Origin of the sequence: Echinicola shivajiensis (genome assembly GCF_018642165.1) — a bacterium.
GTDB lineage: Bacteria > Bacteroidota > Bacteroidia > Cytophagales > Cyclobacteriaceae > Echinicola > Echinicola shivajiensis.
In genome coordinates this window covers 443,989-465,643 of the sequence record NZ_JAHHZM010000003.1, presented here as the reverse complement: position 1 = coordinate 465,643, position 21,655 = coordinate 443,989, and the positions used below count along the sequence as shown (strand labels likewise).

Genomic DNA, 21,655 nt, shown 5'->3' with positions numbered 1-21,655 from the left:
GTTAGTTTAAACTAAAATTGAGGTCCATCATTTGCCTTGGTACTTGGCTCTTGTCTAAACAAGCTAGGCCATCCATCAGTCCAGATGATTTTATCTATGAGAAGGCTTCTCCTATTGGTGCCATTATTGGTTCTTGGCTTGCTTTTTAGCATACCATGATAAACCAACCAGTCCTCTCCCTCTGCATCGGTCACGATCTCCGCATTATGTCCGGGACCGGCAAATCCAGTACTCCCCAAATTGCCCTTCACGACCAATTCTCCATAATGGCCGTCCAACAATTTATTTCCGGATTTATCCAAATATGGTCCTTCTAGCTTTTCGGATCTGCCAACCCACACTTGATATGAGCTATTGGCCCCTTCACAACAAGAGCCATATGAACCGAACAGGTAATAAAAATTATCTTTCTTATAGACATAAGAAGCTTCCAAATGATCCCCAGCTACTTGTACTTTTTCTCCCACGGTGGACTTACCATCTTCAGATAATTTAATCATATAAAGCCCTCTAAAGCTTCCCCAAAGAAGGTACTTTTGGCCGTCTTCTTCATAATAAAAAGGGTCTATACTATTGTTTACCCCTATGCTGTTTGAGTCAAAAATTTTCCCATAATCCTCAAATGGACCTTCAGGTGAATCGGCTATTGCCAGGCCTATTCCGGGATTGGCATCTCCCCAAGTAGAATAGGAATAGTACATATAAAAATTGTCTCCGACTTTACTGACATCCGGCGCCCAGATGCCTCCTTCGGATTTCCAAGTGGGCTTGGCTTTAAGGGCATCCCCTACCAGTTCCCACTGGATTAAGTCTTTTGATTTGATAACTGGTACCAGATGATAGCCACCCTCATTGCCCCAATTATCTTCTGTGCCATATGCATAAAAATAATCACCGTCACTCACTATGGTTGGATCTGCCAAAACAGGTTCAAAAACAGGATTGGTGTATTTCCCTTCAACTACTTCCTTTTCGCTATCCTCCGTATCAGGAATGGCTTCCTGTGCATTGCTGCTACATGCTGCCAAGCCAACAGACAGGAGAAATATAAAAATCGATTGTAGTGGTAATTTCATTAGGTTAATTATTTAGGGTCAATTATTAAAAATAAAACCAGCTTGGATTGAGGTGTCACCTTGAGCGGATTCGAAAGTCGACACCTCAATCCAAGCTAATTTAGTTGAATATTAGAAATCAATTCTTTGGATATTTGAGAACAACATGTCCTCCACACCATCAATACGTACTCCTACCCGTGCAAACACATAGTTTTGCGTAGGCGTCATATCAGGCACAGAAGTATTCAGTTGGATATTGCTCAAATCAGCGATATCACCGCCGCCTAAGCTCGCAGAGCTGATACTGGTACGACCATCCACAAAAGTGGTTTTGCTCAGATAAAGTACCACTTCATTGATTCCCTTGGCATTTTCATCAGTAATGATTTGCTCCAAAGAAAAATCAGCACTGACGGAGCTACTGTTTCCAGAGATATTGACATCCCTTAACATATAATAAGGTAATACCTCAATATCCATGTCCAAGCTACCCCTTAAGTTCAAAGGAATGGTATCTGAATTGGTTTCTGCATTCGTGATGTTCATAAATGGTCCTTGGCTAGCAGGAATGATCAATTTATAATCACCTGAGAAAAGCAAGGAAGAGAAAGAGCCATCCTGGTCCACCGACACACCTATATTTCCGAAGGTCTGCCAGCCTTCTTCCCATAATTCAAAGTAAACGTCATTGTAGCTAACGCCTATCGGCTCACCCTGATAAACCAAGTTACCCTCAAAAAGTAACTTTGGCTCATCATAGTTATCATATTCGCATGATGTTAGACCCATGGTCAAACAAAAGAGCCCCGCTATATATTTGATACTATTTTTCATGAATTCTATAATTTAAAGGTCCTTTTACTGGTTAGGATTTCTAACTATCTTCGGATTGGCATTCCTAACATTATCCCCAATAAATGAGTAGTAATTTCCTAAACGGAACCTGTGAGGATTGAATACCGGAGTCGGTAAAAACTCTTCAAACACCCACTTTTCATGATTAGGACTTCCAGGATCATACACCTTGTATGGTCTCAAACCAAATACACGGGTACTTACTGCCTCGGCATCTCCAGGATTATTGGTTAAATCAACAGATTCTCCGTTCCAAACCCTGTGGGCCAATCTCCATCTCTTATAGTCCCAAAGGATGTGGTTTTCAAAGGACAATTCCACTTTTCTCTCATGAACGATTCTATCAAAATCGATTTCAGATGGTGCCAAATCAGTAGGGAATCCTGCCCTTCTTCTCACTTCATTCATATAGGCAGCTGCCTTGGTATTATCTCCCAGTTCAAAGGCTGCTTCAGCGGCATTCAACAGGACTTCAGCATACCTGAAACGGATCCACCATACAGCACTACCTGTACCACGCTGACCTGATCCTACAGAAGTATCCACATATTTTCTAAGATAGAAACCTCCTTGGGCAGACCATTCCAAGTTAGGAATAGGACCATCAAAGCCTACCAACTGTGCATTTTCTCCATTTGGCAGGGTACCTCTACCTCCAAGCTGATCTGAAGTGATCAAAGTTCCGTCTGTTGTTTTCCAACCGCCCCAGATATCTACTTCGCTTCCTCTGAAGCTAGCACCAGGAAGAATCACTGTTCCGGCCAATCTAGGATCTCTTCCTTCGAAAATATCCAATTGGTTTTCATAGTAAATAGGATCTCCATTCTCATCTGTGGTAGGAAGTGGAGCAAAAGTATTGTCCAAAAGTTCGAAAGATTGTACCAAATTCAATGAAGGATTCATTTTACCTCCCACAGTATTTTCTTCTCTCAATGACCTTGGAATGTTTTCAATGGTAAATCCATGAGTCCTACCTTGTACCAAGAAATCTTTAGCAAAAATCACCTCATTATTGGCTGATTTGTTCAAGAAAATATTGGCATAATTCTCTGATGGATCTGGGTCATTTTGATATAATTCATAAGTATCCAGCCCTATCAGCTCTTCTGAAGCTCTCAATGAAATGGTATAATATTGGTCGGCCATGCTAGCAGGGATACCTACCTCTTCTCCAGGCAAGGATACATTTGGCGTCAACTGTCCATAATTGGCGATAGATCCAGCATATAAGGCTGCTCTGGACTCAAGGGCAAGTGCAGCACCTACAGTAGCTCTTGAACGGGTACCGCCATCAGGCAAATCACCTTTGATATCCTCCATTTCCTCGATGATATAGTCATAAACCTCATGTTCTTTGGCTCTGGGGTACTGAAGATAAGTGGGATCACCACTATAATCATATTCCAAGGATTCAAGGATCAAAGGTACTCCGCCCATTCTTTTCACATGCTCAAAATAAACCATGGCACGAATAAACTTGGCTTCAGCGATAAACTGTGCCCTAACTGAAGGATCCAGCTGATCAGCAATTTCAGCCTTTTCAATAAAAAGATTGATATCACGGATATAACCATAATCCCACATGCCCCAGTTACCATAACCATAATCTTGGTTTTGGTGTCTCCAATAATCACCTGCATTGGAAGCAAAAGTTTCATCAAAATTGGCATATTCCCACCATCTTTCTATGGTCTGGTAATCAGGAAGCCTATTGTACAAATCTGCCAAAACTGACAGGACCAAGTCCTCATTTTCCCATACCTGATCTTCCAAAAGTATATTTTGCGGATCACGGTTCAGGAATTCTTCATCATTACATGCCGTGAATAAAATCAAGCATGCGAAAATGCTATATATGTATTTTTTCATGTCCAGTTTCATTTTAGAAGGTCAAGTTAAACCCTAAGTTCATGTTCACATTTTGCGGATACTGCAAACCATTTGGATCTCTAACTTCTGGATCAATGCCAAACTGATGTACATTATCTATAGAGAACAAATTATAAGTCGTGAAATAAACCCTTGCTCTTTCTATTTTTAGCTTACTCAATACCTTTGGAGGAAGTGTATAACCTATAGATGCAGTTCTCATTCTAATGTATTTGATATTGGTCAACCACCAAGTAGAGTTTCTGTTATAGTTACTATGTCCACCGGCATTGAATCTCAAAGCAGGACTAGAGCCTGGAATCCACTCACTGTTCAGATCATAAGGATCTTCTCTATGCCACCTGTCATCATACATATAGGCAAGCAGGTTCCCCCCATTTTGGTAAGGCCACCTCATTTCCCAGTTCTGTAAGTAGGATGCCATTGAGCCACCGGAAAAATCCATGGTGAGGTCAAAATTCTTATAATTGAAATACATGTTAAGACCATAGTTGATAGTTGGAGGGCCATCCAAGCTATAACCAATAGGACGCTCATCATATCCGTCGATCTTACCATCACCATTTACATCCTTATAGATCAAATCGCCTGGCAATAAAGTCCCATTTCCCTGTCCATCTATATTGACTGGATAGCTATTGATTTCTTCCTGAGACTGGAATTGTCCTAGGATCTCATAGCCCCAGAAGATGCCGTTCCAACGGTCTTCTCCTGATCTTCTATAATGATCCCAAGAACTACTAAATACTGGGTTATAGGAAGAAAGGAATTTACTTCTGGCATAACCAAATGTACCTCCGATTCTATAAGTCAAGTCGCCGGCCTTGCCATTATAATTTAAACCAAGGTCAAAAGCCACGTCAGCATCACTGCTCAGATTTTCATCAGTCAGACCATAACCCAACTCCAATGGCAAGAACACATCATCTCTAATATCTCTAAGACCATCTCTTTTTCTACGGAAATAATCTGCTGTACCAGTGATTTTGCCTGCGCCAAAAGAAAAGTCAATCCCCACATCAAACATCTTACTGGTATACCAAGAAAGGTTATCTATTGGTTTTCCTCTATTGGCAGAACCTTGTATATTTTCTCCATCAATTATGACGGTGGAAACCCCATAAGTATATCCAGGAATATAATCAAATGGCCCAATGCCAATATCATCATCTCCTAACTCACCATAAGAAGCCCTTAACTTCAATTCATCCAAATTGGCGCTTGAAGCTATATTATCCATAAATGGTTCTTGACTGATTCTCCAACCACCCGACACAGAAGGGAAGAAACCCCAACGATTTTCTGGAGAGAATTTCCATGACGCATCATACCTGGCTGCTACTTCAAAAAGGTATTTCCCCTTGTACTCGTAATTGACACGACCTACATAACCAATTCTTGCCTCCTCATTATCATAGTCGTCATACCGGTCCATGTCAGCAAATTGAACTAGTGGTAAATAGTTATTGGTAGGAACCGAATGTATCCAGTTTCTATAATCCCTTCTTTGGATTCTTTCATATAAGGCCAATACTGACAATTTATGCTTGTCGGCAAATACACGGTCATAGTTTAACTGGAATTGCCCAACTGTTTCTTCTATTTTTCTTTGATCTCTGTCTCTATAAGGATTGTCATTACCACCAGTTCTGATATACTCATCAGTTTCTGGGATATAATCATACACATCATAGGTATATTCGAAGGTATTGATATAGTTATCCGCAAAATAATAAGAATATAGACCCTTCGCTTTCAGCCCCTCTACAGGAATATCATATTCTGCCGAGAAGTTGGTCTGAATATTCTTCCAATAGTTTTTAAAGAAACCAGTACGGTCATAGTTCAGCAATGCCCAGTTGGTTTCAATATTATTGATATTGGCTGGATAATCTGGGTTGTCATTGGCATATGGACGCTCGGTAGGCCTGTTTCTGAACAGTGCAAAACGAGGTTGCCAGTAATCATCTCCACCTGGTACACCTGGGTTTTCTCTATTTTCCAAACGGCCATTGATCTGCATTCCCACTGTCAAACGATCAGTTACATCAGTATTGATATTGGCCTGGATATTGGTTCTGTTAAACTCAAACTCATCACTAAAAACTGACTTCTGATCAAATCTAGTAAGTGACAAGTAATAATTTGTCTTTTCAGAACCACCAGAAACGCTTGCACTAAAATTACTTTGTGGCGCATTTCCTTTTATGATAAAGTCCCTCCAATCAAATGATCTATAACCGTATTCTGTTCCAGCTTTCCATTTGTCCAATTCATCCCGACTGATATTGGTGCTACCAAACTGGTTCATATCAGCCTCTGCACGTCCTTGCATCCACTCATAGCCATTTACTCCTTCAGGGAATCGTGACCAGTTTTGCACACCGTAATAGCCATTAATATTAATAGAAGGTTTTTCACCTCTATTACCTCTCTTAGTAGTCACCACGACTACACCATTGGCCGCTCTAGAGCCATAAACCGCCGCAGAAGCATCCTTTAGGATCGTGATACTTTCGATATCACCAGGCGCCAAGTTATTGAACTGGCCTTGGTCTTTTTGGATACCGTCAATTACGAAAAGTGGATTTCCAAGATTCCTGATCTGGATATTGGCTCCAGCTCCCGGACGACCATCAGGCATTCTAAAGGATAAGCCAGGAAGCTTACCGGCCAAGGCACCAGAAACGGTAGCAGTCGGCACCTGTTCAATGTCCCTACTGGTCACATTGGAAACAGCACCGGTAATGGATTCCTTCTTCTGCTCGCCATAACCAACAACGACCACTTCTTCAAGCTCACCAAGGTCACTTTCCAGTTCAAACTCAAAACTGCTTTGGTTGCCCACCGCAGCTTCGATGGTTTTGAAACCAATAAAAGAAACCCTGATAGATGGGTTGTCTCCTCTTAGCTCTAATTTAAATTCACCGTCCACACCGGTGACAGTTCCATTTGATGTACCCCTTTCTAGGATACTTACGCCAGGGATAGGTTCCCCTGTCTCTTTTTCAATTACGGTACCTTCTACTGTTTTCCCTGTTTGGGCCAAAGCAGAAAATACCAAACCACATAGCAGAACAAATATCAAACTGCTATTTCTTAGTAATTTTTCTTTCATTTAGAAAATAGGTTAAGGGTTAAGGTTATTATTCTAACATTAAACAGAAGGCACAAAGGCATCTGTTACCATTGCTTATTGGTATTATTCATCCTATAAGCTAGCGTCCAATGTTCCCCTCTTTTGAAGATTCATTGGGGGAATATTTGTTTAAGATTAATGATTTGAGGGCTTTCAGTCTTGGGTTGACTAAGCTCAAAGAAAATGAGCTGGCCCGAGTAATGGGTGTGCTTTATATTTCATTTAATTTGGGTTATCTAAGCTTGTCCGGAGGATAAACTCAGCTATTGTTAATTAAACTATTTGAACAAAGAATGGGTACTTAATAGATTTAGCCAGTTCTTTGATAATGCTAATTTATGAAGCAACCATCCGAATGCTTGCCACAAATCCTTCATTAAATGCAACATTTCCTGCTATCCCTTTTTTTCCATTACTAAGCGCCTTTATGTGCCTGTTTTTTTTTACTTCCACAAAAAGCCACAAATTAAAATTGTGATAAAATTTCAACTGTTTTTTTCAGATAAGCCTCTATTCCGAAAAATCCACTACCCTTTAAAAACCCGCCTATAATCGCTTGAAAGTCACATTTACAAAACAACATCACCTTTTCACACCCGATTTCATCATCGATCAGCCCATGTTATTGTTGTCTTCTAGAAAAATTTTTAGCCTTAAAAATCCGTCACCTCTATTCAGTAATGAAACTTTTCCGTCAGTCAGTATAAAAAATCCTTCAATCCATCTTAGTGAATAGCAATTATTCATTGCATTAAATATCAAGACGATGCTTTTTTGTATTTTAGCCATAATAATAGACCCTTCGATTAACCCATGAACTTTAAATTCAAAGCATTCCTACTTCTTCTACTTAGTCTATCAGTTTATTCCGCTTATGCCCAAACCCATGAAAGATATTTTGAGCATATCAATATGGAAGACGGTCTATCCGGAAGTACGGTCTTTTCTGTATTACAGGACCAGCAAGGCTTTATGTGGTTTGGCACTAAGAATGGTCTCAACCGCTATGATGGACACAATTTCAAAGTCTTTAATTCAGAATCAAAACAAAGCCATGGACTTGGAAATAATTTCATTTATGGCTTGTTCGAGGATAGTAGAGGTACACTTTGGGTTGGTACAGGAAATGGCGTATACACTTACGATCCAGATATTGAAAGATTCACTTATTTTAATAAGGTTTCCAACCATGGGGAATATATATCAGGAAACGTAGGCGAAATCAAAGAATCAATAGAGGGGGAAATACTTTTTTCCGTTAACAATAAGGGCTTTTTCAAATATTCCATCAAAAAAGACACACTGGTCCAATACCGAAACATCAGCAAACACAACCCTGAGGACAATAATTTTACCAATGTGAATGTTGATGAAAAAGGTGATATATGGATAAGTACCTCAAGACTGGGCGTATATAAATACCTTCCCAAAAGAGACCAATTCATCAAAACCCTCAATAATGAGGAAGTAATACAAGCTTCCGTACTGCATATTGAAGATTATGGGACCAGCTTAATTTTGGGAACAAAAAATGCAGGAGTTTGGGTGATGGACAAAAGCAGTGGAATTGCCGAACCTTTGCTCACCAAGGCCACTAATGGAAAAAACTTATTAATCAGGGATCTCTACAAAATTTCCAATAATGAACTTTGGATAGCTTCTGAATCGGGTCTATTTATTTTCGATTTAGAAAAAAAGAAGTTTAAAAATTTTCGTCATAACCTAAATGATCCCTATTCTATTTCTGACAACGCTGTCTATTGCATAGAAAGAGATAAAGAAGGAGGCATGTGGCTAGGCACCTATTTTGGAGGTATCAACTTCCTTCCCGGTCATCCCACAAAATTTGAAAAGCACTACCCTATTCCCAATTCAAATACCATAAGCGGTCAACGTGTAAGACAGTTTATCGAGGGAAATGATAGCTCCATCTGGATTGGTACGGAAGACGCCGGCCTCAATAAGTATGACCCTAAGACCAATACCTTTACCCACTTCCTTCCCGACAACTCCTCTAATAGCTTATCTTATCATAATATCCATGGACTGGCAAGAAGAGGTGATGAGCTTTGGGTAGGAACGGTGACTTTCGCTGTAGGCCTTAACAAGATCAACTTAAACACCAATCAAATTGAAATCATTAGGTTTAAAGCTGATCAAAACCCATCTGAAGAGAATGAAATCCATAGCCTATTAGTGGACAATAAAGACCAAGTTTGGCTGGGAACCGTTACCGGCCTTTTCAAACTGGATGAGAAAAACAACAGTGTTAAGTTCACCCAAGAAATTGGGCATAAGTTCATTTACGATTTATTGGAAGATAAGAATGGAAATATCTGGATAGGCACCTATGCTGATGGGCTAATCAGGTATAATCCGGAAACAGGAGAAACCAGGACTTTTTTACCCGATCCTGAAACCCCCAATAGTTTACCACACCCTTCCATAATAAATCTATTTGAAGACAGCCAAAACAGGTTGTGGATCGCTACTGAGGGAGGCGGTTTCTGTATGTATAACGAAAAAAGCGACGACTTCTCTGTTTATAACAGTAAAACAGGATTTGCCTGTAATACGGTTTACAAAATCCTTGAAGATATATCAGGTCATTTATGGCTAAGTTGTAATAAAGGGCTGATGGAATTCAATCCACAGACCAACGATTATAGGCTCTTTACAAAGGACAATGGTTTGATGCCCTACCCTTTCAACTATAAAAGTGGTTTTAGAGCCGATGACGGCACTCTCTACTTCGGTTGCTTAAATGGATTTATCACATTTGATCCACGGGACTTCAAGCCCTATGAATACGATCCGCCAGTAGTCTTTACTGGAATCCAAATTTTTAACAATCCTGTAAGCATTGGAGGAGAAGAATCAGTTTTGGAAAAGTCCATTACCAAGACCTCGTCCATTACGCTTGCGCATGACCAATCATCCTTAAGCTTTGATTTTGCCGCATTGAGCTATACCGCTTCAGATGCCAAACCCTATGCTTATAAAATGGAAGGTTTTGATCAAGAATGGACATTCCTCAATCAAAATCAGCGTATCAACTACTCTTATTTACCTCCGGGAAATTATACACTTAAAGTCAAATCTGCCAATATTTTCGGGGAATGGAGTAATCGTGAAGGACAACTCCACATCACCATTTTGCCCCCTTTCTGGAAGACTGGATGGGCATATTTAGCTTATGCGCTACTGGCTGCGATGATCATTTTCCTTATCGTAAGGGCCTCCAGAAACAAAATTATTAAAAGGCAACGGGAAGCATTTAAAAAACTGGAAGATGAAAAGCAAAAAGAGGTTTACCAGTCAAAGATCGAATTTTTCACCAATATCACTCATGAGATCAGGACACCGCTTACTTTGATCAAGGGGCCTTTGGAAAGCATTCTCAAAAAAGAGGAAGCTTACCCATCTGATATTAAGGAAAGCCTTTGGATCATGAATAAAAACGCCAATAGGCTGATAGACCTTAGTAATGAATTACTGGATTTCCGAAAAACAGAGCAAAAAGGCTTCCTGCTCAGTTTTACCAGAAATGAAATAGGCCAGCTTATCGAGGACATATTTGTTCGCTTCAAAACCAGTGCAGAACAGCAGTATATCAATTTCCATTTGGTAAAGCAAGAAGAACCCTTTTTCGCGGACATTGACAAGGAAGCTTTTACAAAAATTCTAAGCAATCTTCTTTCGAATGCCATAAAACATGCCGATAGCATTGTTCAGGTCGATACGATCATTTCCCCGATCAAGGGACAATTCCAAATTCTTGTGAGCAATGACGGGCAAATCATTGAGGCTGATAAGCAAGAGAAAATATTTGAACCGTTCTTTCAGCTTGATGGTCATGAGAACAAACGGGCCACCTCGGGAACGGGCTTGGGACTTCCCCTTGCCAGATCATTGGCAGAAATGCATAGTGGCAAACTATATGTGGATCCCAATTCCAAAAAGCTAAATACATTTGTACTTGAACTCCCTATCAAGCAAGAAAACACCATTCAGCTACACGAACCTACACCAGGGCCTGAACAACAAAAAGAAGCTCTAAAACCCGTAATAAAAGAAGAAACTATTACTCACAAAGCTTCTTTGCTTATCGTTGAGGACAATAAAGAATTGCAAAAGTTCATCTATGACCAGCTTAAAAACCTATATCATGTCCATAGAGCTGAAAATGGTCAGGAAGCGATAAAAATACTCGATGCCAAACCGATTGATTTAGTCGTCAGTGATGTAATGATGCCAATTATGGATGGCTTTGAACTATGTGCAAAAGTAAAGTCGGATATCAATTATAGCCATATACCTTTCATAATGCTCACTGCCAAGAACAATCTCCAATCTAAGATTGAAGGAATGGAACATGGTGCTGATGTTTATATTGAGAAGCCTTTCTCCATTGACCATTTAGTCCTACAAATAAAGAATTTACTACAATATAGAGATCAGATAAGGAGAGCTTTCGCCAACCAGCCTATGGTCAATGTGGATACCATAGCCTATACCCGTGCTGATGAGGAATTCCTTTCCCAGGCCAATGAGGCCATCCTTGAAAACCTTGGTAATGAAACTTTTGGAGTAAATGAATTGGCAGAAGTCTTATGTATGAGCCAATCCAGTCTTTTACGTAAAATCAAAGGAGTTTCTGAAATGACCCCTAATGGGTATATCCGCTTGGTAAGGCTTAAAAAAGCTGCTGAATTGCTAATGGAAGGTCAATATACAGTCACAGAAATAAGCGAAAGAGTGGGCTTTAATTCACCGTCTTACTTCTCCAAATGTTTCCAAAAACAATTTGGAGAGCTACCTAAAGACTTCAGCAAAAATACAGAAACAATGTAGTTTATCCCCGTCACAATAATCCGGTTTGTATGAAAATTTCCAGAGATCTGTCCTATCATCATGAACTGATCAGCCAGCTTTTCCCAAAAATATCTGCCCAAGAGGCTTGGAATGAATACCGACTTTCCGATGAACAGTTGGAGTTTTTTAATGAATATGGATATTTGACAAATGTTAAAATTTTAGAGGAACACCAAATCCAGCAACTTCGTCTGGAACTGGCTATAATAGCAGAGCCAAGCCATCCAAAACATGACCTCTTTTATGAATTTCACAGTAATCAATCCAATGATCCTAACTCGGTACTTTTTCATTCATTAGGTCACTGGCGTATTACACCAGGTTTCCATGACGTCCTTTGGAATCCACGCTTTGTGATTGCTGCCTCTCAATTATTGGGAGACAAGGCTGTGAGATTTTGGCATGACCAGCTTTTCTGCAAACCCGCGCATCATGGAGGTGTAGTTGCCTGGCACCAGGACTATAGTTATTGGACCAGAACCACTCCCATGCAGCATTTGACTTGCTGGGTGGGCTTAGATGATGCTACTGAGGACAATGGTTGCCTACAGTACATTCCCCAAAGCCAAAAGTGGAAACTATTGGACAAGATCAACCTGGCTGGTGATATGGATAGCCTAAAGGAACTATTGTCAGCTGAACAACAAAAACAATATGATCAAAAAGTGGCCGTAGAAATGCCTGCAGGATATGGTACCTTCCATCATCCTCTGATGGTCCATGGTTCTTATGAAAATAAGTCTGATCGAGCCAGAAGAGCTTTTGTACTCAATGTCTTTGCCGATGGCACAAAATCCAATTCGGATGATGAATTGCTAACCGGTGTACCTATTATCCCAACAGGGCAAGCAATAGCTGGTCAATTTTTCCCAATTTTATTTGAGCCTAATAAAAGCTAGTTCGACTATTCACCATACCAGAAAAGGCCGGCTTTACATAGTAAAGTATTTCTACCTCATTGATCAAAAGCTATAATTAAAATAATAAAAATCAGCTTATTATAATTTATCCATACAATTATTTCATCCCGATTAACCTAGATAAATGAAATTCAATATTTTAATATCTCTTACAGCAACCACCTTAGCGCTTTTAAGTACATGCCAACAAAAAAATCAGCAAACTGAGTTGGTGGAAAACAAGAAAAATGAGAATGTCCATGACACCTTTAATAACCCCATCTTAAAAAGCGGACCCGATCCTTGGACCATCTACAGTGAGGGTTACTATTATTATATCCGTTCAGGTAATCGAGAAATCACCTTGATGCGGACCCCTGACATCACTGATCTAGCCAACGCTGAAAAAGAAGTAGTCTGGCAAGCTCCAAACGAAGGGATGTATTCGCAAAATATTTGGGCTCCTGAAATTCACCGAATTGATAACAAATGGTATATATATGTGGCCGCCGACGATGGGGACAACAATAACCACCGGATGTATGCGCTGGAAAACACTTCTAAAGACCCCTTTGAAGGAGAATTTATCATGAAAGGGAAAATCACCACGGATGCCAATGACAATTGGGCAATTGATGGAAGTGTATTTGAACATAAAGGCCAACTCTATTTTATATGGTCAGGATGGGCAGATAAAAAAGTTGATACTGAAACGCAAAGAATTTACATCGCCTCCATGTCCAATCCTTGGACGATTGATTCAGACCGTATCATGATCTCTGAACCAGAATTTGAATGGGAAAGAAATTGGGAATATGAAGATACCTGGGTTCCTGACGCGCCCATTTACGTCAATGAAGGCCCACAAATGCTCAAATATGGAAACAAACTACATATTATCTACTCAGCAAGTGGTTGCTGGACTCCTTATTACGCTTTGGGTTGTTTGACTACTTCTATAGATAAGGATTTGCTAAACCCATCTTCCTGGGAAAAATCACAGGAACCTATCTTCCAGCAATCCCAGGAAAATGGGGTTTATGGAACAGGCCATAACTGCTTCTTCAAAAGCCCTGACGGAACAGAAGATTGGATTCTTTACCATGCCACTGACAGCCCTGATGGTGGCTGTTCCCCTAAAAGGTCTCCAAGAGCGCAAAAGATTTCTTGGACACATGATGATATGCCAATATTGGGAAAACCGGTGAGTACTTCTGAACAACTGGAAAAGCCTTCAGGGACACCATAAATATGAGTATTACTATTTATTCTTCACGACTTATTTTTTAAAGCCAAGAGAAAAAGGGAAAGAACCAAGAGCATTACTTTATTCTTTCTTCTTTTCTCTTTTTTCTGTCTTGCTACTTTTTACTTCAATGGCATTGGCTGAGCGGTAGTTGTTGGACCATGAACCACCAAGGTTCCATCTTTTTTGATTTCCATTTTATCCAAGAAAACTACCCTGTCCTGTCCAGAAGCCTTGGTTCTTCCATGATAGACACAATACATCTCGCCATTGTCCAGAAAGACAATATTATTATGGCCAGTACCTGTTACCTCTCCACCCTTATGGGTATTGAGTTCCAAAACCGGATTATTGCTTGCTTTAACAAATGGACCTAGAGGGCTTTTACCGGTTGCATACCCCACCGCATAATTTTGCCCAGCATAATAATTACTAGAATACATGATATAGTAAGTATCACCTTCTTTAAAAATTACTGAACCTTCAGTCCATCTCCTATTAATCTCCTGTTTGGTAACAGAACGGCTTTCCCACTCGGCCTGTTCATCATCCATTTTCAATGGTGGGCGAAGACATAGTACAGGCTCTCCTATCACACCAGAAAAATCGGGCTTTAGTTCCACCCCATATACCCAACTTTCCTCTACCTCATCATACCAGCCTTTATCCTTAGCCCAATCTGCTACTTCACTCTCTACTGGGTGTTTATAACAGGCCCTTGAATAATAGAGATAATACTTTCCATCTTCTTGATACACATTGGCATCAATAATAGGATACCCAGGATTAAATATGGGACGATCAAACATTTCCTTGAAAGGACCTGTTGGACTTTCAGACACCGCCACTCCGATCATAAAGTTCTCCTCCTCATTGGTTGGATTAACCTTCCACTGGGCACTGAAAAACATATAATATTTTCCATCAATCTTGTACACTTCAGGAGCCCAAAAGAATTTGCTGGCCCAGGATTCTTCTGTATTTCCTGTATAGACTTGCCCTTCAAACTTCCAATCCACAAGATCACTTGATGAATAAGCTGCAAATCCATCTTCAGCACCACCGCCTGTGCCATACATATAATACTTGCCATTCCCATCATTGAGGATATAGGGGTCTCCAAATGCTACGTCTAATGGATTATTATAATGGGATATTTCTGAACTATCCCTTTTAGTCAATTTAGCTTCATCACTTCCTTTTGATTGACAAGCTGCAAACAGTATGACTAATAAACAAAAAGTAACTAAGTATTGGATTGGGTCTATTAAATATCTTTTCATATGAGGTACTTGTATAAGTTTCTTCAATAAAATTAAAACCTATCTATAAGAATCCCCCAAAAAAATCCTTCATTTAATGACACAATTTCCCAAATCACTTCAATTGTTTACTATTAATGAAACTTCACCCATTTATATTTTGGTAATAGCGATAAATTTAAGCACCGCAAAATTATTATTTCATTAAAAATTAAACACAAACATTGTCAAATAAGTATTTTTAAAATTATTTATTTAAATTATTTGCAATAAAAACGAATTCTATCTACCTTTGAAATATCAAAGAAAGACAAATGGTCTTCTTTTCTATACTGTAGGGTGTTGAAATTGGCAGACAAGCCCTCCTGTCTCGGGGGTGGAGAATCTGGGATAAAGCAAATATCGAGCTCGTGTTTTGCCTAACTACTCCGTGGAGGTTCGAGTCCTTCTCCTACAGCAGGTTATTTTGGGTTTATTGTTAATTGACTAAAGCTATGAGATTGTGTTTCATGGCTTTTTTGCTTTCAAGGCCTTAGGGCTCATGTCTTAAAGACCTTCCTGAAAGTTTTCCTGTGTATTTTCCTTTTTCGATAGCCATTTCACCGTTTACCCACACATATTCCATTCCAATGGCTTCTTCATACGGGGCTTCAAAAGAGGCCAAATCCTCGACTTTTAAAGGGTTAAAAAGGATCAAATCAGCATAAAATCCTTCTTTTATATATCCTCTATCTTTTATTTTAAAAGTTGTAGCTGTCAAACCTGCAGAGCTGTGAATCATAAAAGGCAAATCAATCACCTTTTCTTCCATTACATATTTGTGCATCTTCCTCGGAAAAGTCCCGAACTGTCTAGGATGTCCTGCTCCTCCATCAGAACCAGTCATGACCCATTCTTGCTGCATAAACCTGTTGAGATCGCTCTCTTTCATATTAAAGGAAATGACCTGTATCCCCCCATCCTTTTTGAGCACTTCTTTCACCGTTTCTGGTAAACTTAATGTCAATTGTTTGGCCATATCCCCAAGACTAAGTCCAATCATGCTAGTATCCTTAGCAGCAGAAAAAATCAATGATTCAGGACCACCTCGCTTACGGATATTCTCTACAATTCCCATAACAATCGAATCACGAAGACTGGGCATATCAAACCTGGCTACCATATTTTCGTACCCCCCGTCTTCTGCCCACCTTGGAATCAATGCCGCTTTTAGGGTAGTTCGAGAAGCCAAATAGGGATATTGATTGGCAGTAACCTCTACCCCTTCTTTTCTGGCCTTTTCTACAAGCTTGATAACCTCGGGGCTTTTATCCCAAACATCTGTGCCCAGACATTTGATATGGGAGATATGTATATCCACTCCAGACTCCCTTCCTATATTAATTGTCTCTTTCACTGCATTCATCAAGCCAATATTATAAGAGCCTTCATCTCTCATATGGGTATCATAAATGCCATCATATGCTGCGACTACTTTTGATAACTCAATAACTTCATGCATATTGGCAAAACTTCCTGGTGCATAGAATAGTCCGGTTGAAATCCCAAAGGCCCCATCCTTCATGGATTGTTCCACTACTTTTTTCATCTCTTCTAACTTTTCAGGACAGGCCTCTTCTGCCTTCATTCCCATCACTACACGCCGTACCGAACCATGCCCTACCAAAAGCGCAGCATTGGTACCTATTCCTTGCCGTTCCCACTCATCAAGCTTTCTCTTGATCGGCATTGGGCTGCTTCCATCATTTCCCGCAAACACAGTAGTTACTCCCTGTTTTAGGTACCTAATATTCCCTTTTTGTTCTGGGTCAGACAATTCCCTATCCACATGGGTATGTGGATCTATAAACCCCGGTGCCAAATAAAGCCCCTCAGCATTTATGACCTCAGTTGCTAGCACCTTTCTTTCACCGCTTTCTCCTACATAACTTATCCGATCATCGGTAAGGCCCACCTCCAAAACTTTAGCTGGAGAACCAGTACCATCAAATACCTTAGCTCCAGTAATCAGCAAGTCCACTTTTACCTTTGGCTGACATGAAAAGCCCCACAATAGACAAAGGCCAATCCAGTATATCCTAAAGGGAGCTTGCTTTAGTTTAATCTCAGTTGCTTTCATTTCCAATCAATTTTGGAGTATTTGTAAAGGCAGGAATAAGTGAAAAAGTCGATGGAATGGAACTGGATAGCCTCTCTATTGTTTCGGCAGGAATATTATCTGAAGAGAATAGCACTACTTTCACATACTCTTGGATCTCCCCTTCATTTCGTCCATACTTGTAAGCATAAGGAAATCGGCCATTTTCATCGATCTTTACCTTTGCATTATCTTGATTGGGAACACTGATATAAAACTCACTGTCCTTCATGCTTCCCTTGGTATTAAAAAGCTTCTTTTCGGACAAATAAGCATAAAGCTCCTTTGCCACATTGATAGAAGGATCTATGATAGCCACATCCTTTTCCATAAATTCTCTATAGATGTATTTCCCCTTCTTTTGGTACTCATAAAGTTCGTCCAGGACCATTTCAATATCCGAAGTTAGATAAGGATAATGCGTGCAGCCCAATACAATTGCTTTTAAGGGAAGTGCATTAGGGTCCTTTCTGATTTGTTCCATCAAAGAAACCAAGTGATATCGAACATAATTTTCTGAATCATTGATTTGAAGTACTTGACAATCATCGGTATTCTTGGAATCACAAAGCATCTTGGAATGATCAAAATCAAAGTTATAGATATCCATCAAGGTCTTATCTATAGGAAATTCAGCATTCCCCAATGACGGTCCCCTATAATTATCCCGAGGAGATGCGGCATCTCTATCAATAAAATCAGGCTCTTCATCCACCACTTCAGCAATGCCATGACCTCCTTGGTTATAGACTTGGATATTGCCCGTATATGCAAGTTCATCTTTGATCCGCATAATGGTATTCTCATATCCCTTTGAAGCTACCGTACCAACAGTTGCCATTACACCAATAGCCCCATCTTCATTTTTGCTCAACTCCTGTAAAGCCCCCCTAGCGCCAGCGTCAATCACACCTATTACATATAACTCAATTCCTGATTTTTGAATAAAGGAATCTATTAGCTCTTTTCCATATGCAGTCGCTGTGTTGCATGCAATGACAAGGGTTTTGATGGGACTCTTGTCACTGTTAAATTCAGTAGCGCTTTTGCTTTCATAATATTTATTGGAAAGCATAAACTGGGTATCCTTGATGATATGTTCAACCAAAAGATCCGTTTTATCTTCACTTGAATAGTTGCCATATGGCATGTTAGCCTGATCGGCAAGGTAAATAAATTTTTCCCCCTCAAAGTCGGGGTTCCCATCCTTGCCCTGCTGCTGGTTTCCATTTTGGTGTTCATCAAACTGCACAAGCGCATCTAATACGGTCAAACCACCAGTACCTGAATCGAACACCCCAATTGGTAAGTTGCTGTCCATTTCGGGATACTTCTCAAAATCGACATAATAAAAATTGTCCTCTTCTTCTAAAATGGCCTTTTCAATGGCCGTAGAATGAGGATTCTCGGTCTTTTCCTTCTTGGCTGCTCTTTCACTGCACGAAAACAGCACAAAAGTAAAACCAGCCAAAAGGGCATATTTTTTCATTGCTCTCATTTCAATATCCTATTGATGATGATTTTGATTTATCTCTTGAAGATCCCTATCTGCATAAGAATAATGATCTTTATCTACTCCTTTCAACCAAGTATTGAGGTCAAAACCAGGTTCACAGGAAAGCTTGCCATACTTTTCTTTTAAATCGGGCAAAATAGGAGCAGGATCCCTGCCAATGGTTATGGCATCCACGGCTTCCCTTATTTCCTTCATATAAGCGCTTTGGTGCGTGTTATTAAGCAAAATAACCGTACTTTTTATATCCCGAAACCGCTTGATATAACTTAGATTACCTGCCCAACTTCCTGTATGATAACTTACATTCCCCACTTCCTCATCTGAATAGTTGTGAAAACCATATCCATAATCTGTCTCCACTCCTTCAAAGTCTACAGGCCTAAACATAGCTTGTTTATGCTCTTCTTCTAAAAACGCATTGGTATACAATAATTGATCCCAGTGGAGTAAATCCTCTAGACTCAAGGACAATCTACCTGGCCCTAATCGATCGCTTAAAAAATAATAAAACGATTTTCCTGGCAAATATTCAGGTCTAATATAAGCACAGGAATCCTTTGACCACATAAATGATGGCGCGTAATCTTCCAGATCATAAATTTCGGAACGCTGATAAAAGCCTGCTTGCTTTAATCCAAACGGCCGGAAAAGGTTTTCTTCTAAATACTCATCCAAAGTCTGTCCAGAGACGGCTTCAACTATTTCAGCTAGCATTACATAACCTGTATTACTATAGGAATAATCCGTTCCTGGCTTAAACATGGGATTTGGCTTGAATTCTAAAAAATAAGCCAAAATATCCTTATTATTGGCCAGTTGATCAACTGGCCAATTTTCTACAAAATAATCCGTATAATCCGGTAATCCGCCTGTGTGACTGAGCAAATGTTTGATTTTCACTCCTTCATAAGGAAACCCTTTTGGTAAATAGTTGCGAATATCCTCGTTCACGGACAATTTCCCCTCTTGTTCCAAATGCAGCATCGCTGCTGCCGTAAACTGCTTGGACACGGAAGCTACTTCCATGGATGTATGTGGATCAAAAGGTGTATTATCTTCCACATTAGCTAATCCATACCCTTTACGGAAAATAATATCTCCCCGATCAACAACCGCTACAGCACCATTGAACAATCGATGCTCATACAAATAATTGAACAGACTGTCCAGTTTTTTTGCTTTCTCATTATTCTGAGCGACAAAACTGCCTTGACGACCTCCACAACTGCTCGCGAGGAACATCATTCCCAACAAGAGTTGGGGGATAATTTTTATCATTGCTTTTTTCATAGCAGATACCTTGATAAAAACAGCCAAGAGAAATCATTGACTTCCCTCGGCTGTACACATTATATTAGGGTTAATAGTCTGGATTTTGAGGCGCTATATTTGGATTCGCATTTAACTCTGATAATGGAATAGGCAAAATAAAGCGATCATTGGGATAGCTTTCCTCTATCACCGCTACACCTTGATCGATATTCACGTTCATTTTATTTCTGTTCAAATCAAACAAACGGTGTCCTTCAAAAGCCAACTCTTTTCTTCTTTCATCCAATATCCTAAGCAATAATGCATCTCCGCTTGCTACCACTGGATTGGCTTCCGGATCTCTGGACAGCACAATGGTATTCAAATCTTCCAAGGCCATTATTGGCTGACCAGATTGAGCATATGCCTCGGCCCTGATCAGGAACACTTCAGCAATCCTTAATATTTTGACATCATCATCCTGCAAGGCTCCCTGAGGAAATTTCATCACAAATAATGCATCATCTTCCGCGCCGCTCTTTGGCTTTCTTTCAATTGCGGACTTTCGTACATCCGAATCTGAATATATTCCATAAAGGCCCTCCGTAACCAAAGCGTCCGCATAACCTGCCTCATCAAAGAAATGTCCCAAGCCATTGGTTCCCGCATTGTCCGCTATGGTATTGACAATTTCGAAAATAACTTCGGCATTGTAATCCTCTGACCAAATAGTGCTATAATCCTCCGAAGCCAATAAGGCATAGTCACCGCTCTCGATCACCTCTGTGGCCATATCGGCAGCCAACTCATATTGTTCAGTATAAAGGTATGCCCTGGCCAATAATGCTTTTGTTGCATTGCTGGACAGCGTCCCATTAGCGGTTGCTTCGCTCATCAGTTCAATTGCCTTAGTCAAATCACTAATGATCAGATCGAAATCCTCTTTCACCGTATTTCTGGAAGGAGAAATCGGATCATCACCGATAGTTTCAATAACCGGAACACCACCATGGCCTGCTCCTGCTGAAAAATTAAAAGGCTGTGCAAAAAAGCGCGTTAGATCAAAATGCGCCAAAGCCCTTAATGTATAGGCCTCTCCTATCATTTGGTTGGCTTCCTCCTGCTGGGCCCCATTGAGCATCAATGCCTCTCCACCTTGGATGGCCCTGGTTGCATTGATCACTACCTCATAAGCTGTATTCCAGAGGTCTTCTGCATAACTGTCCTGCTCCCTTACGATAAAATTATGATAGTCCAAATATCTACCTGTATTTCGTAAGCTCAAATAAAGATTATCTGCCATCAATTCAGGAATCACATAGACAGAACGTCCATAATAGCCACTTCCCTGAAGTTTACTATAAGTACCGTTCAAAGCCGTCTGTAAGGTGTTCACATCTGTAATGGCATTATTGGTTGCTACACTTTGTTCTGGATCGATTTCAAGAAACTTTTCGCTACAGGAAGTTAGACTTCCCATAACCAATGCTCCTGCAAGAAAATATATTGTTGTTTTCTTCATGATTA

Annotated in this window: 13 protein-coding genes; 4 read left to right on the top strand and 9 right to left on the bottom strand. The window is 40.1% G+C overall.

Annotation, left to right across the window (positions count from 1 at the left end; translation table 11 throughout):
• Positions 1–11: 11 nt before the first annotated feature.
• From KMW37_RS08460 to KMW37_RS08445, 4 genes are all read right to left on the bottom strand, one after another.
• Positions 12–1,076 (bottom strand): family 43 glycosylhydrolase, encoded by a 1,065-nt coding sequence (locus tag KMW37_RS08460; RefSeq protein WP_215224178.1) that lies wholly within the window; start codon positions 1,074–1,076, stop codon positions 12–14.
• A 111-nt stretch (positions 1,077–1,187) separates the two neighbouring features.
• A complete protein-coding gene (locus KMW37_RS08455; RefSeq protein WP_215224177.1) occupies positions 1,188–1,892 on the bottom strand; it encodes a DUF3823 domain-containing protein in 705 nt (234 codons plus the stop codon).
• 24 nt (positions 1,893–1,916) lie between these two features.
• Positions 1,917–3,782, bottom strand: coding sequence for a RagB/SusD family nutrient uptake outer membrane protein (locus KMW37_RS08450; RefSeq protein WP_215224176.1), 1,866 nt, complete (start codon positions 3,780–3,782; stop codon positions 1,917–1,919).
• 13 nt (positions 3,783–3,795) lie between these two features.
• Complete coding sequence (locus KMW37_RS08445; protein WP_215224175.1) at positions 3,796–6,921, bottom strand: SusC/RagA family TonB-linked outer membrane protein; 3,126 nt, start codon at positions 6,919–6,921, stop codon at positions 3,796–3,798.
• 110 nt (positions 6,922–7,031) lie between these two features.
• On the opposite strand from KMW37_RS08445, the gene KMW37_RS08440 reads away from it, so the two are divergent.
• The 4 genes from KMW37_RS08440 to KMW37_RS08425 all read left to right on the top strand — a co-directional run bounded on the left by KMW37_RS08440 (position 7,032) and on the right by KMW37_RS08425 (position 13,965).
• Positions 7,032–7,199: a hypothetical protein gene (locus KMW37_RS08440; RefSeq protein ID WP_215224174.1), complete on the top strand. Its 168-nt coding sequence runs from the start codon at positions 7,032–7,034 to the stop codon at positions 7,197–7,199.
• Positions 7,200–7,755: 556 nt separating this feature from the next.
• Complete coding sequence (locus KMW37_RS08435; RefSeq protein ID WP_215224173.1) at positions 7,756–11,796, top strand: hybrid sensor histidine kinase/response regulator transcription factor; 4,041 nt, start codon at positions 7,756–7,758, stop codon at positions 11,794–11,796.
• A gap of 29 nt (positions 11,797–11,825) precedes the next feature.
• A complete protein-coding gene (locus KMW37_RS08430) occupies positions 11,826–12,716 on the top strand; it encodes a phytanoyl-CoA dioxygenase family protein (protein ID WP_215224172.1) in 891 nt (296 codons plus the stop codon).
• Between the two features lie 145 nt (positions 12,717–12,861).
• Entirely contained in the window at positions 12,862–13,965 is a 1,104-nt protein-coding gene (locus KMW37_RS08425; RefSeq protein WP_215224171.1) for a glycoside hydrolase family 43 protein, read from the top strand.
• 119 nt (positions 13,966–14,084) lie between these two features.
• Here the strand turns inward: KMW37_RS08425 and KMW37_RS08420 are convergent, their stop codons facing one another.
• From KMW37_RS08420 to KMW37_RS08400, 5 genes are all read right to left on the bottom strand, one after another.
• A complete protein-coding gene (locus KMW37_RS08420) occupies positions 14,085–15,245 on the bottom strand; it encodes a glycoside hydrolase family 43 protein (protein WP_215224170.1) in 1,161 nt (386 codons plus the stop codon).
• 511 nt (positions 15,246–15,756) lie between these two features.
• Entirely contained in the window at positions 15,757–17,343 is a 1,587-nt protein-coding gene (locus KMW37_RS08415; protein ID WP_215224169.1) for an N-acyl-D-amino-acid deacylase family protein, read from the bottom strand.
• Positions 17,330–18,859, bottom strand: a complete 1,530-nt coding sequence (locus tag KMW37_RS08410) for a glutamate racemase (protein ID WP_246581402.1) — start codon at positions 18,857–18,859, stop codon at positions 17,330–17,332. Before KMW37_RS08410 ends, KMW37_RS08415 begins: the two co-directional genes overlap by 14 nt.
• 9 nt (positions 18,860–18,868) lie before the next feature.
• Complete coding sequence (locus tag KMW37_RS08405; protein ID WP_215224168.1) at positions 18,869–20,155, bottom strand: serine hydrolase domain-containing protein; 1,287 nt, start codon at positions 20,153–20,155, stop codon at positions 18,869–18,871.
• A gap of 82 nt (positions 20,156–20,237) precedes the next feature.
• On the bottom strand, positions 20,238–21,650 hold the full coding sequence (locus tag KMW37_RS08400; RefSeq protein WP_215224167.1) for a RagB/SusD family nutrient uptake outer membrane protein: 1,413 nt from the start codon (positions 21,648–21,650) through the stop codon (positions 20,238–20,240).
• Between the last annotated feature and the right edge of the window lie 5 nt (positions 21,651–21,655).